The organism is Cupriavidus sp. SK-4, assembly GCF_000611125.1.
GTDB lineage: Bacteria > Pseudomonadota > Gammaproteobacteria > Burkholderiales > Burkholderiaceae > Cupriavidus > Cupriavidus necator.
The window spans coordinates 1-12,911 of sequence record NZ_JFJW01000126.1; the positions used below are offsets into that span (position 1 = coordinate 1).

Consider the following 12,911-nt stretch of genomic DNA (forward strand, 5'->3'; position numbering starts at 1 on the left):
ACGGTCCTACTTCCGTATAAGGGGATGCCTTGAAATGCCAGCTATTTCCGTTTCGATTGACTTGCCGATGAATCCCATCAATCTCTAGCGACGAAGCGAGGTACCCATCGTCGTCGGGTTCGACCGAACCGTTCTGCGCCGATGGCAAAGCGCCTCGATGCTCCGGACTGGACGAGCCAGTCTGGGCAACCAGATCACGCGCCCAGCATGCCACACGCTCTCGGGGATCGAAGAACGCCTTGCTCACCAACTCGTGGAAGGCAACACGTTCCATCCACCGATTGGCAAACAAATCGATGCTGTGCCAGGGAAAGAACTTGGACAGTATGTCCGGATAGGTCTGAACCCGCTGCGTCAGCGTATGCGCTGTCCACAGGTCGCCCTCGATGCCGGCCCGCTTCAATCGCTCCTTTTCCGTCGTCCAGCGCAGTGCCAGCTGGCCACCACCCATATCCTGCTGCGCCACGATCATCGTGAACGTCCGCGTGGAAGCTGCCCACGGCCCCTGCAGGAAGGCATCGATGGCCTTGGTCAGGCGCGTGGGATCGAAAGCTTTCCACGCTTTGCATTCGAATACGCTCAGCTTGCCGGCTCCCTGCGCGTCAAACGCAAACAGGTCGATGCCACCTTGTGCCTTGCCTTCGCCGCCAAGACGCTTGCAGCCGACCAGCTGTATGGTCTTTCTTGAGTAACCACCAGCAGAACTGCTCGAACGTGGTGCCGCTCATCGCGGAGAAATCGAGCAATGGCTCGCCCAGGGGAGGCGCGGCCTTGCTGGTCAAGACGGGGGCATCGGGTGCCAGGGATTCCGGCCATTCCTGGGGCAAGTCGGGAAGCGTGTCTGTCATCGTTGTGGATTCGCGGAAACGGAGCGCCTTTGGGGGCGCCTCGACCGAATCATGACATGCGCGAACGCCCGCGAGCGTGACAGACACGCAAGCATCCCACCACCGTGGGGTCCAGGACTCACCCCATGTGTCGATGACCCGATCAGCCATCATGAAACATCGCCTGGCGGACCGACAAGGCGAGCCACTCGCCGACGGGAAGCCATCGCAAGCATGAACAGACTGATAAGGGGCATCTTCATGCAAGCCCGGCAAGGAGCGCGTTTCAGTGGATAGCAGTTATCCAAACGGAGCCGCCGAGTGTCGGAAGCGGGTCGTTCTGAGACCCTCAGTCCCAAGGCAAAACCGCCAATGCTCCCAGGATGGGGCGGCAGCCGATTACACGGCTGCACACCCCGCCCAACGTCACTCAACCCGAAACGCCTGCCCCTGCACCACAGCCAACTCACTCAACACCTGCGTCTCATGCGCCAGCCAGGCCGCAAGAGAAAGCAAGCTCTCCCAGATCCCCTGCTCCAGATCCACCGGATCCTGCCCAGAAGCCCCATGATCGCTCGCCATAAGCAAGAGCCCATGAAGCTGCGCCGCACGTTGCACCGCAAGACTCAGCGGATTCTCCCCCGGGACTATGAGCGGTCACGAGCATGTCGGCACCATTGTGTTCCGCTGTGATGCCGTGGTGGCTATGGCTATACATGGCACACCTCCGCATGCGAGGTTTGCGGGCGCTGGTGCAAGGTGAGAGCGCGGGGGATTACCAATCGCCCGGAGTGGGAGAGCAAAGACTGATACATAGAACTGCCTCCTTTCCATACAGGTTGAATCCCGCTACCCCGCTGCTAATCGGGGCGGGCGGGCGCAAGGCAGGGTTAGCAGACCGGTGAAAAGGAGCCGGCGAGCCCTACGGCTCCCCCGCCATGGCCCGCCCATGGAAGAGGCGTGCGTGGACACGGCGGACGTAAGAATACCGCCAGAAGGCAGTCGGCTGAACTTTTCACTCAGGCTGCTAAACCCGGTCGCCACGACGCAGCGACGAACCCAGTATGAAGAGAGACAGCAAGCGCGAGTATGGGCAAACTCTTAAAAAGCGAGCGCAACCGAAACCTTAGAACCCCAAACTCGCCAACAAATCATCCACCTGCGCCTGGTCCGACACCACATCCGGCTTCCCTTCCGGGTTCACCTGCGGACCATTGAGCAGCGTCGACGGCGCCTGCACTTCCACGCGCCGCTCGGACGGCACGTTGTCGATCAGCACCTGCAGCAGCTCCTGCTCCAGCGCGCGGATCATGTCCATCATCTTCTTGATGACCTGGCCGGTCAGGTCCTGGAAGTCCTGCGCCATCATGATGTCGAGCAGATGGCTGTTGGTGGCGCGGGCCTGGGCGGGCACCTCGGACAGGAAAGCGCGGGTGTCGAGCACCAGCGAGCGGGCGTCGGCCAGCTCCACCGGCTGCTCGAACCAGGCGTCCCAGCGCTTGTCCAGGGTTTCGGCCTGCTGCTCGATACCGGACTGGATCGGCTGTGCCAGCTCGACCGCGTTGAGCGTGCGCTCGGCGGCCTGCTCGGTCATGGCGGCGATGTAGTTCAGCCGGTCGCGCGCATCGGGGATGGCCTGCGCGGCGCGCTCGATCTCCTTGTCCAGGCCGAGCTCGCGCATATTGTCGCGCAGCATCCGCGTCAGGTTGCCGATGCGCAGGATCAGTTGCTCGGCGGAATCATTGCTCAGGGTCGGGGTCATGGAAACGCGCCTCCGCCTCAGCCGCCGAGCTTCTCGAAGATCTTGGTGATCTTCTCGTCCAGCGTGGCGGCCGTGAACGGCTTGACCACGTAGCCGTTGGCACCGGCCTGGGCCGCGGCGATGATGTTTTCCTTCTTGGCTTCGGCGGTCACCATCAGCACCGGGATCTTGCCGATATTGGCGTCGGCGCGGATCGCCTGCAGCATGGTCAGGCCGTCCATATTGGGCATGTTCCAGTCCGAGATCACGAACTGGAAGCTGCCATCCTTGGCCTTCTCCAGGCCGGCGGCGCCGTCCTCGGCTTCCTCGACGTTGACGAAACCCAGCTCCTTGAGCAGGTTGCGGATGATCCGGCGCATGGTCGGGAAATCATCCACGACCAGGATCTTGATGCTCTTGTCCACTTTGAGGGCTCCAGTAAATACAGTGTTGGCTTGTTGCCAGGACGAGCGCTGCGCGCCGGCATGCGCGCCCCGCTCGGCCCGATTTGGTTTACACCCGCTGCGCGCGCGTGCCGTATGTGGCCAGGCGTGCCATCACGCGCTGGGTCATCGCTGGCAAGGGCACGACTTCATGCACGCCGCCGGTGGCGATCGCCTCCTTCGGCATGCCAAACACAATGCATGTGTGCTCGTCCTGGGCCAGGTTGTAGGCACCGGCCTCGCGCATGCGCAGCATGCCGCGCGCGCCGTCCTTGCCCATGCCGGTCAGGATCACGCCGATCACGTTCTTGCCGCCATGCTGCGCGGCCGAATCGAACAGCACGTCGACCGACGGGCGGTGGCGATTCACCGGCGCTTCCTGCGACAGGTGCGCGACATAGTTGGCGCCGCTGCGCGCGAGCAGCAGGTGCGAATCGCCCGGCGCGATATACGCATGGCCGGGCAGCACGCGCTCGCCGTGCACGGCTTCCTTGACGGTGATGCGGCACAGGCCATCCAGTCGCTGCGCGAACGAGCGCGTAAAGCCGGCCGGCATATGCTGGACGATCATGACCGCCGGGCTGTCGGGCGGCAGCGGCATCAGGAATTCCTTGATGGCCTCGGTGCCGCCGGTGGAGGCGCCCAGGATGATCAGCTTTTCGGTCGACAGCAGCGGGCTGCGCAGCATCGGCACGGGCTCGGTGCCGGCCGCTGCCGGCGCGGCCGGTTGCGCGGCCGCGCGCACGCGGGCGCGCGACGCGGCGCGCAGCTTGTCGGCAATGGTGGCGGTGTATTCCAGCAGCCCGTCGCGGATGCCCAGCTTGGGCTTGGTGACAAAGTCCACCGCGCCCAGCTCCAGCGCGCGCATGGTGATCTCGGAACCGCGTTCGGTCAGCGACGACACCATCAGCACCGGCATCGGCCGCAGCCGCATCAGGCGTTCCAGGAAGTCCAGGCCGTCCATGCGCGGCATTTCGACGTCCAGCGTCAGCACATCCGGGTTCAGGCGCTTGATCAGGTCGCGTGCCACCAGCGGGTCGGGCGCGGTGCCCACCACTTCCATGTCGGGCTGGCTGTTGATGATCTCCGTCATCAGGCTGCGGATCAGCGCGGAATCGTCCACGCAGAGCACCTTGATCTTGGCGGCAGTCATGATTGATCGTGCTTGTATTGGTTTCAGGGAAGCTGGCGCGAGAAGGACTGTCGCGCAAACAGTTCAGGCGATTGCGCCGGCGCCCGGGCCGAGGTGGCAATGGCGCGGGCCAGTGCGCGCTCGTCGCGCGCCACCGAGACCTGGTCGTCCTGCCGCGTCAGGCGGCGCACCAGCGCCAGCCCGCCGATCGGGAAGTAGCTGACCCGGCGCGCATGCGGGCCGCGCAGGTCCTGCGCCGCAACCCGGACCTCTTCAGTCTTCAGGTAGCGCAGCACGAAATCCGCATTGCGGTCGCCGATATTCAGCGTGGTCATATTGGCCAGCACCGCGCCGCCGCCGAAGACCTTGGCCTCCAGCCGCTCGCGGCGCGCGCCCATCTTGAGCAGTTCGTTGATCAGCACTTCCAGCGCATAGCTGCCGTAGCGCATCGATGCCGAAAGCATGCGGTCGGCGCTGCCGTCGTCATCGGGCAGCATGAAGTGGTTCATGCCGCCCACGCCGGCGCTCTCGTCGCGGATGCAGGCCGCCACGCACGAGCCCAGCACGGTGGTCAGCACCACGTCCTCGCGGGTCACATAGTACTCGTTGGGCAACAGCTTGATGGCCTGCTTGCCGAACTCGCGGTCGAAATACGTGCGCGTGGCAAGGGCTTCGGGTAGATGGGGCGTGCGCATCACGGCCTTCCCGCCCTGGCCGCGTCCGGCGCCAGTTCATAAACGGTCTGCCCGCGCAGCTGGAAGGCGCGCGTGACATAGGAGAAGTTCTCCGAGTGGCCGGCAAAGAGCAGCCCGTGCGGCTTGAGCAGCGGCACGAAGCGCTCCAGGATGCGTCCCTGGGTCGGCTTGTCGAAGTAGATCATCACGTTGCGGCAGAAGATGGCGTCGAACTGCTCGCGCATGCCCCAGTCGGGCGCGAGCAGGTTCAGCGGCTCGAACGCGATGGTGGCGGCCAGCTCTGGCTTGACCTTGACCGAACCGGTGCGCGGCCCGGTGCCCTTCAGGAAGAAGCGCTTGAGCCGTTCCGGCGACAGCCGCGCGACCTGCTCCGCGGAATACACGCCGCCGCGGGCCTTGGCCAGTACCTGGGTGTCGATGTCAGTGGCCAGCACCGTGCCGGCACGGTCGCCCAGCGCCTCCGCCAGCGTGATGGCGATCGAGTACGGCTCCTCGCCGGTGGAGGCGGCCGAGCACCAGACGCTGTAGGGGCGGCCGGTCTTCTTGGCGTGCTCGGCCAGCAGCGGGAAGTGATGGGCCTCGCGGAAGAACGAGGTCAGGTTGGTGGTCAGCGCATTGGTGAAGAACTCCCACTCCGAAGAGCGGTCGTCCGCGTCCAGCAGCGCCAGGTACGAGGCAAAGTCCGACAGCTGCAGCGCGCGCAGCCGGCGCACCAGCCGGCTGTAGACCATCTCGCGCTTGTGGCTGCCCAGCGAGATGCCCGCGCGCCGGTGGATCAGCGCGCGGATTTTCTCGAAGTCTCGTTCGGTTAGCAGGAAGTCGCGCGCGTCGTCGCGCCGCAGGATGGCGCCCGGCGCAAGGACCGACCCGGTCTGGCCGGGAACGCTGGCGGCGGTGCGGAACGGCGTCATGGGATGTGCTTCAGTGGTGCGTGCGCTGGATCAGGCCAGCTCGGCCTCGACCAGCGCCATCTCCGCGCTGGTCATCAGGCGTTCGATGTCGATCAGCACCAACATGCGGCCGTCGATGGTGCCCAGCCCGGTCAGGTGCTCGGTCGAGATCGACACGCCGAACTCCGGCGCGGGCTTGATCGCATCGCCCGTCAGCGTCAGCACGTCGGACACGCCATCCACCACGATGCCGACCACGCGGCCGGCCACGCGGCCGGCCACGTTCAGGATGATGACCACGGTCTGGTGGTCATAGCGCACGTTGCCCAGGCGGAACTTCAGGCGCAGGTCGACGATCGGCACGATCACGCCGCGCAGGTTGGTCACGCCCTTGATGAAGTCCGGCGCGCTGGAGATGCGGGTCACGGTCTCGTAGCTGCGGATCTCCTGCACCTTGAGGATGTCGATGCCGTATTCCTCCGACCCCAGCGTGAAGACCAGGAACTCCTGGCCCGAAGCGTCGCTTCCGGGGGTATCGATGTGTCCGATGCCGGCCATGATGTCTAGTTCTCCTGTGATTGGTCGGTTACTGCGCCAGCGCCGGTTCCTGCCGGCGCACGCCGGTGCGCTGCAGCGCGCCGACATCGACGATCAGCGCCACGCTGCCGTCGCCAAGGATGGTCGCCGCCGAGATGCACGGCACCTTGCGGTAGTTGGTTTCCAGGTTCTTCAGCACCACCTGGTGCTGGCCGATCAGCTGGTCCACCAGCAGCGCAAAGCGCTTGCCTTCGGCCTGCAGGATCACGGCAATGCCCTGCGTCGGCTCCTGCAGCGCGCCGGCCACGTTGAACACGCGATGCATCTCAAGCAGCGGCAGGTATTCGCCGCGCACGTGCATGACGCGGTCGGAGTTGGCGGCGGTGTGGACATCCTCGGCCTTGGGCTGCAGCGACTCCATCACGCAGTTCAGCGGCAGGATGAAGGTCTCTTCGCCTACCTTGACCGACATGCCGTCCAGGATTGCCAGCGTCAGCGGCAGCACGATGCGGATGGTGGTGCCCAGGCCCGGGCGCGAACTGATCTGGACGTGGCCGCCCATCTCCTGGATGTTGCGCTTGACCACGTCCATGCCAACGCCGCGGCCCGACACGTCGGTGACGACTTCGGCCGTGGAAAAGCCCGGTGCGAAGATCAGCTGCCAGACCTCTTCATCGGTGATGGTCTCCGACACCGGCAGGCCGTTCTGGATGGCCTTGGCCAGGATGCGCTCGCGGTTCAGGCCGCCGCCGTCGTCGCTGACTTCAATGACGATATTGCCGCCATGGTGCTGCGCGGACAGGATCAGCTGGCCGGTCGCGTCCTTGCCGGCGGCCACGCGCTTGTCCGGGGTTTCGATGCCGTGGTCCAGGCTGTTGCGCACCAGGTGCGTGAGCGGATCGATGATGCGTTCGATCAGGCTCTTGTCGAGCTCGGTGGCCTTGCCGAAGGTGACCAGGTCGATCTGCTTGCCGAGCTTGCTGGCCAGGTCGCGCACCAGCCGCGGGAAGCGCGAGAACACATAGTCCATCGGCATCATGCGGATCGACATCACCGCTTCCTGCAGGTCGCGCGCATTGCGCTCGAGCTGGCCCATGCCGGAGAACAGGCGGTCGAACAGCACCGGGTCCAGCGCAGAGGCGGTCTGCGCCAGCATCGACTGCGTGATCACCAGCTCGCCCACCAGGTTGATGATCTGGTCGACCTTTTCGGTCGGCACGCGGATCGAGCCTTCGCCGTGCGCGGCGCTCGCCTGCGGCCTGGCCTTCTCGCGCGCGGCGGCGGGTGCTGCCGCGGCGGGGGCGGGGGCGGCGGCGACCGGGGCGGGCGCCGGGGCAGGAGCCTCGACCACCGCGGGGGCAGCAGCAGGTGCCTCGGCTTCGGCTTCGATCACGATCTGGTCCAGGTCGATCACGAAGCAGCACACCGCGATGATGTCGTCGGCGCTGCACTGGGTGTTGAGCCACACCACCAGTTCGCCATTCACCTCTTGCTGGCCGGTGATCTCGCCCAGGTTGGCCAGTTCCTCGCGCAGCAGCGCCTGGTCGGAGGCGGAAACCCGGATCAGGCGGATCTTGAGCCCGCCGCCGGCGGGAGCGGCAGCGGGAGTCGTTGCGGCAACCGGTGCGGGCGCCGGGGCCGGCGCAGCCGCGCCGGCCCCGGCGGCTTCCTGCGCCAGCTGTTGCAGCACGGCGCAGATGCGCGCCAGCGTTTCTGGATCGGGTTCGGTGCCGTTGCGGTAGGCGTTGAGCTGGTCTTGCAACACGTCCTTGGTTTCCAGAAAGGTGTCGATGATGGTCCTGGTCAACGCCAGTTCCTGCCGGCGCGTGCGGTCCAGCAGGTTCTCGAAAATATGGGTGGTCTCGGTCAGCGCCGCGAAGCCGAAGGTGGCAGCCCCGCCCTTGATGGAATGCGCCGCCCGGAAGATCGCGTTCAGATGCTCGGGATCGGGCGACTCAATGTCCAGGCCGAGCAGCAGCTGCTCCATTTCGACGAGCAGTTCTTCCGCTTCCTCGAAGAAGGTCTGGTAAAACTGTGTGATATCGATATCGACAGACATGGCGTCCTGAGTCACTTGGTTACTGCACTGGCGCTGCCGCAGCGGCCGCGCGTCATGGTTTGCTGCCCGTGGCCGCAGGCGCGGGCGCGGAGGCCGCTGCCAGCCCCGCCTGCATCTCCTGCGCAGCCTTGCCGGCCTGCGCCGCCACCGAGACCTCGGCGGCGCTGGCGTTCTCGGCCTCGAAGCGCGCCTGGGCTTTTTGGTTGAGCACCACGATGCTGATGCGCCGGTTCACCGGCGCCAGCAGGTCTTCCTTGTCCAGCGGCATGGTCGCAGCCAGGCCCAGCACGCGCAGCACCTTGCCCTCCTGCATGCCGCCGGCGATCAGCTCGCGGCGCGAGGCGTTGGCGCGGTCGCCCGACAGTTCCCAGTTGCTGTAGGTGCGCTCGCCATTGGAATAGTTGGCCGCATCGGTATGGCCCGACAGGCTGACCTTGTTGGGCAGCTCGTTCAGCACCGGCCCGATCTCGCGCAGGATGGTGCGCATATAGGTCTCGACCGTGGCGCTGCCGGTGCGGAACATCGGCCGGTTCTGGGTATCCAGGATCTGGATGCGCAGCCCCTCGCTGGTGATGTCCAGCAGCAGCTGCGGCCGGAACTGGCGCAGCATCGGGTTGTTCTCGATGATCTGCTCGAGGCGCTGCTTGAGCGCGCGCAGGCGCTGCGCTTCCTGCTGCTCGTTGCGCCGCTGCTCGTCGCTGGGTTCGTTGGTGCGCGCGCGCATGGTGTCGCCGTCCTTGCGCAGCGCGTCCTGGCCGCCGCCCGGGATCACGCTGGGCGTCTGGCTGCTCTTCTCGCCGCCGACGATGGCCACCTTGAGCGGCATGCGGAAGTATTCGGCAATGCCTTCCAGCGTCTTCTTGTTGGCGCTGGACAGCAACCACAGCACCAGGAACAGCGCCATCATCGCCGTCATGAAGTCGGCGTAGGCGATCTTCCAGCTGTGGTTGCCGTGCGGTTTGGCGTGCGATTTCGCCCGGCGGACGATGATCGGACGCATATCGTGTGCGCTGCTCATGACGGTGCCCCTTGCTGCTTGCGCGCCTTAATTCAGGCTCTTGACTTCACGCACGTGGTCGTCGAGCTCAAGGAACGACGGCCGCACCGTGGAGTACAGCACCTTGCGGCCGAATTCCACCGCCACCAGCGGCGCGTAGCCGTTGAGCGAGGCCAGCAGCACCACCTTGATGCATTCGTAGACCTTGACGTTCTCGGACACCTGCAGCTCGATGCGCGCGGCCAGCGGCGAGACAAAGCCATAGGCCAGCAGGATGCCGAGGAAGGTGCCGACCATGGCGTGCGCGATCAGCGCGCCCAGCTCGGCCGGCGGCAGGTCGGCCGAACCCAGCGCATGCACCACGCCCATCACCGCGGCGACGATGCCGAAGGCCGGCAGCGCGTCGCCGACGCGCGACAGCGCATGGGCGGGGATCTCGGCCTCGTGGCGGAAGGTCTCGATCTCGTGGTCCATCAGGGCCTCGATCTCGAAGGCGTTCATGTTGCCGTTGACCATCATGCGCAGGTAGTCGGTGAGGAATTCCATCACCACCGGATCCGACAGGATGCGCGGGTACTGGCTGAAAACGCTGCTGGCGGCGGGGTCCGCGATTTCCTTTTCCAGGAACAGGATGCCCTCTCGCCGTGCCTTGGACAGCAGCACGTACAGCAGCGACATGACGTCCAGGTACAGCTCTTTCTTGTACTTGGAACTCTTGAACAGGCCCGGCAGCGCCCTGACGGTGGCCTTGATGGCCTTGCCTGTATTGGTGGCGATGAAGGCGCCGAAGGCGGCGCCCCCGATGATCACAAATTCCGCCGGTTGATATAGCGCGCCCATGTGGCCGCCGGTCATGGCGTAACCGCCAAGCACCGCCACAACCACGACGACATAGCCAAGAACTACTAGCACGATCGGATCCCCGTCTAAAAACGCGCGTCAGTCACGCACAATTGCCCGGGCACGGGCGAACGGAGAGTGGTCCGTCCGCCAGCGCTGCAAGCTTGCCAGCCGGCGGACCTTGACCAGGATCAGGCGTTGGTCTGCACGGCGGCGGCGTCTTTCGAGAGCTTCTTCACTTTCCCTGCGCGTGACGGCGGACGGCACAGGCTGCACACAAAATTCGCGTGCGGCTCATACGCGTGCGTGACAAACTGCCCGCCGCAACACGTGCACCGGGACAGCTGCAGCATGTTGCTCTCGAAGAACCGTACTAACGTCCAGGCACGCGTGAAACTTAAGACAATTTCGCCGCCGAGCAGCGAAACATGCTCAAGGTACAGGCGGTAGGCAGCCACCACCGCGCGAATGCCCACGGTCTCGCCCTCCTGCACCATGAACTGGTAGGCAGAGAAGAACAGCGACGAGTGGATATTCGGCAGCCAGGTGGTGAACCAGTCCGTCGAGAAGGGAAGCATGCCCTTGGGGGGCGAGACGCCGCGCAGCTCCTTGTACAGGCGGATGAGCCGGTCACGCGACAGCGTGGTCTCGGATTCAAGCACCTGCAGGCGCGCACCCAGGCCGATCAGCTCGATGGCAAGCTGGGTCTGGTTCGCATCCTGGAGCACGCTCTTGCGGCTGGGAACGGAGGTGGCCGTGTAACTCCGGGTCGGCTCGGCCTGCAGGAGCGCGGTCAATTGAGCGACTCCACAGGCTGGCGTGCAAGCAGGATCGCGGCGTGGATCTGCTGCATGTCATGGCTCTTGGCCGTGTGGGTGAGAGTGGACAGAAGCGCATGGTCGTCGAAGCGGAACCTGCACAGCACCATGTTGGATGCCGCCAGCTTGACGAGTTGCGCGGAAGTCAGCTTGGCAAGAATATCCGCAATTTCCTTGCTGACCCCGAGCCGGAACATGGCTTCGACCTGGTTTTCGCGCACCAGGCGTTGCGCGAGCAGCAGATAGGCGAGGTTAACCTCCCTGATCTCCTGGAGAACTTCACTGCTTTCCAATTTATCCCCGCTACCAAAAACCCACCGTGGCCGCTTGTCCGGCGCTTACCGGTGCCCTCGCGGGCCCGGCGACCAGATCGTTTGTATGCGGCTGGGCGGGTACAACGTACGACTAAGGAACTACGCCCGTGTCCAACTGTAATCAACCCCGTTACAAGTGTTACAGAGTGTAAGCAAGACTGTTACGTTTATATCGGCAATCGACCCGCAATGCCAATCCCTACTTACGCGGGGGGGAAGCAAATGTCGCATGAAACATACATGGCCGCGCACATTTTGTAACAGTTCACATCACTGACATTTGATCTGGCACAAGCCAGTCTCGCAAACGTCATATCAGCAAACGCGCGACCAGCGTCCTCGGTAGCCTGCTGGAATCCTCTATTGACGAGTGGCGCATGTGGCGTTCAGCGCGCAAGCACTGTACGAAATTCATGGCCGGATGCAGCGGGCCGGATTCCGGCCGCGCCCTCAGTGCGCGAACATGCGCCGCAGCCATGCCGCCAGCCGGGCGAAGACATCGTCGGGCGCTTCGCGGAACAGCGCCGGGCGCATGCGCTCCACCTGCTCCAGCACGCGCGAGGCTTCTTCCGGCCGCACCGAGCCGTACTCCAGGGCCAGGCCCAGCATGCCGCGCAGCTCGCCCACGCGTGCGCGGCCCGCGGCTTCACCGTCTTCGGTCTGCAGCGCGTACATCAGGTCATAGGCGCGCTGGCGCAGGCTTTCGGCCAGCCGCCATGCAGGCGTGCGCATGCGCTCTTCCAGCACCCGCACGTCTTCGGCCGAAGCCGCCACCTGCGTGGCGAGCGCCTCGGTGAAGGCGGCATCGGCGCCGCATTCCGACAGCACTTGCGCCGCCCATTCGCGCGCATGCGCCAGGCGCTGGTCCGGCGTCCAGTCCGGCTGCACTGCCAGCCCGAAGCCAAAGCGCTGGGCATCGCGCATCAGCGCCGCCAGCGCATTGGGCAACTGCTTGTCGAACACGCGGCGTGCCCAGCCGTATTCACCGCCGGACAGCAGCCGCGAGACCGCGCGCTCGGTGAGCGGGCCGTCATGCTGCAGCAGCCGCGCGCGCAGGAATTCCTGGAAATCGGGCGGCAGGAACTCGCGGTCCAGGCCGGTCGAGACCCCGACGAACTGCTCGAATTCCTTGCGCAGCCGGGCCGCATCGTCATGCGGCAGGGCCAGGTTGATCTCGGTTGTCATAGCCTTGCCATCCGGGCCGCCGCGCGGCCCGTTGCCAGTGGGGATCAGAACGCGCTCCAGTCGCCGTTGTCGGCGGCTGCCAGCGCGGGCCGCGCGGTCCTGCCTGCCACAAGCCGCGCCGGCTGCGTGGCGACGGCATCAGCCGCCTCGGCTGCGGCGGCATGGTCCGCCGCAGGCACAGCCGCGGCCTTCGTGCTGGCGGGCAGGGCCTTGGCGACCCGCTTGCCGGCAGCGATGGCGCGCACCGCGCCGGCGGCACGAGACACCTTGGCCGGCACTGCCGTCGCCGCAGGCAGCGAGTGGGCCACGAACGAATCCGCGCGGGCATCCTCAGCCGCCAAGCGGAAGGTCGCCACGGCCGCTTGCAGCCGGCTGGCCTGCTCTTCCAGCGCGCCGGCGGCAGCGGCGGCTTCTTCCACCAGCGCCGCGTTCT

13 protein-coding genes and 2 pseudogenes are annotated in these 12,911 nt (G+C 65.4%); all 15 read right to left on the reverse strand.

From position 1 onward, the window contains the following. Positions 1–472 (reverse strand): hypothetical protein (locus CF68_RS38665; protein ID WP_035824545.1); only part of this gene is annotated, 472 nt, incomplete at its 3' end. A 781-nt stretch (positions 473–1,253) separates the two neighbouring features. After that, a pseudogene (locus tag CF68_RS26115) lies at positions 1,254–1,545 on the reverse strand (hypothetical protein). A gap of 408 nt (positions 1,546–1,953) precedes the next feature. After that, a complete protein-coding gene (gene cheZ / locus CF68_RS26120; RefSeq protein WP_035824547.1) occupies positions 1,954–2,589 on the reverse strand; it encodes a protein phosphatase CheZ in 636 nt (211 codons plus the stop codon). Positions 2,590–2,606: 17 nt separating this feature from the next. Further along, on the reverse strand, positions 2,607–2,993 hold the full coding sequence (gene cheY, locus CF68_RS26125) for a chemotaxis response regulator CheY (RefSeq protein WP_011616433.1): 387 nt from the start codon (positions 2,991–2,993) through the stop codon (positions 2,607–2,609). 88 nt (positions 2,994–3,081) lie between these two features. After that, positions 3,082–4,164 carry a chemotaxis response regulator protein-glutamate methylesterase gene (locus CF68_RS26130; RefSeq protein ID WP_035824549.1) on the reverse strand — a complete coding sequence of 361 codons (1,083 nt, stop codon included), beginning with the start codon at positions 4,162–4,164 and terminating at the stop codon, positions 3,082–3,084. Between the two features lie 23 nt (positions 4,165–4,187). Continuing rightward, entirely contained in the window at positions 4,188–4,838 is a 651-nt protein-coding gene (cheD, locus tag CF68_RS26135) for a chemoreceptor glutamine deamidase CheD (RefSeq protein ID WP_035824551.1), read from the reverse strand. Continuing rightward, positions 4,838–5,749 (reverse strand): CheR family methyltransferase, encoded by a 912-nt coding sequence (locus CF68_RS26140; RefSeq protein WP_013951941.1) that lies wholly within the window; start codon positions 5,747–5,749, stop codon positions 4,838–4,840. Before CF68_RS26140 ends, cheD begins: the two co-directional genes overlap by 1 nt. 30 nt (positions 5,750–5,779) lie before the next feature. Then, complete coding sequence (locus CF68_RS26145; RefSeq protein ID WP_035824554.1) at positions 5,780–6,286, reverse strand: chemotaxis protein CheW; 507 nt, start codon at positions 6,284–6,286, stop codon at positions 5,780–5,782. 28 nt (positions 6,287–6,314) lie between these two features. Next, positions 6,315–8,324, reverse strand: a complete 2,010-nt coding sequence (gene cheA, locus CF68_RS26150) for a chemotaxis protein CheA (RefSeq protein ID WP_035824556.1) — start codon at positions 8,322–8,324, stop codon at positions 6,315–6,317. A gap of 52 nt (positions 8,325–8,376) precedes the next feature. Next, a complete protein-coding gene (gene motB, locus CF68_RS26155) occupies positions 8,377–9,342 on the reverse strand; it encodes a flagellar motor protein MotB (protein WP_035824558.1) in 966 nt (321 codons plus the stop codon). Between the two features lie 27 nt (positions 9,343–9,369). Beyond that, positions 9,370–10,233, reverse strand: a complete 864-nt coding sequence (gene motA / locus CF68_RS26160; protein ID WP_035824560.1) for a flagellar motor stator protein MotA — start codon at positions 10,231–10,233, stop codon at positions 9,370–9,372. Positions 10,234–10,352: 119 nt separating this feature from the next. Beyond that, positions 10,353–10,958: a flagellar transcriptional regulator FlhC gene (flhC, locus tag CF68_RS26165; RefSeq protein WP_035824562.1), complete on the reverse strand. Its 606-nt coding sequence runs from the start codon at positions 10,956–10,958 to the stop codon at positions 10,353–10,355. Further along, positions 10,955–11,272 (reverse strand): flagellar transcriptional regulator FlhD, encoded by a 318-nt coding sequence (gene flhD, locus CF68_RS26170; protein WP_010812713.1) that lies wholly within the window; start codon positions 11,270–11,272, stop codon positions 10,955–10,957. Before flhD ends, flhC begins: the two co-directional genes overlap by 4 nt. Before the next feature lie 471 nt (positions 11,273–11,743). Further along, positions 11,744–12,478, reverse strand: coding sequence for a DUF4088 domain-containing protein (locus CF68_RS26175; RefSeq protein WP_035824564.1), 735 nt, complete (start codon positions 12,476–12,478; stop codon positions 11,744–11,746). A 44-nt stretch (positions 12,479–12,522) separates the two neighbouring features. Further along, positions 12,523–12,911 (reverse strand): annotated as a pseudogene (locus tag CF68_RS26180) (methyl-accepting chemotaxis protein); the annotation flags it as partial.

Excerpts from the sequence above, each read along its gene's own strand:
- CF68_RS26175 (WP_035824564.1), bottom strand. The coding sequence starts at position 12,478 with ATGACAACCGAGATCAACCTGGCCCTGCCGCATGACGATGCGGCCCGG.
- cheD (WP_035824551.1), bottom strand. The coding sequence starts at position 4,838 with ATGCGCACGCCCCATCTACCCGAAGCCCTTGCCACGCGCACGTATTTC.
- cheZ (WP_035824547.1), bottom strand. The coding sequence starts at position 2,589 with ATGACCCCGACCCTGAGCAATGATTCCGCCGAGCAACTGATCCTGCGC.
- motB (WP_035824558.1), bottom strand. The coding sequence starts at position 9,342 with ATGAGCAGCGCACACGATATGCGTCCGATCATCGTCCGCCGGGCGAAA.
- CF68_RS26140 (WP_013951941.1), bottom strand. The coding sequence starts at position 5,749 with ATGACGCCGTTCCGCACCGCCGCCAGCGTTCCCGGCCAGACCGGGTCG.
- CF68_RS26145 (WP_035824554.1), bottom strand. The coding sequence starts at position 6,286 with ATGGCCGGCATCGGACACATCGATACCCCCGGAAGCGACGCTTCGGGC.
- cheA (WP_035824556.1), bottom strand. The coding sequence starts at position 8,324 with ATGTCTGTCGATATCGATATCACACAGTTTTACCAGACCTTCTTCGAG.
- CF68_RS26130 (WP_035824549.1), bottom strand. The coding sequence starts at position 4,164 with ATGACTGCCGCCAAGATCAAGGTGCTCTGCGTGGACGATTCCGCGCTG.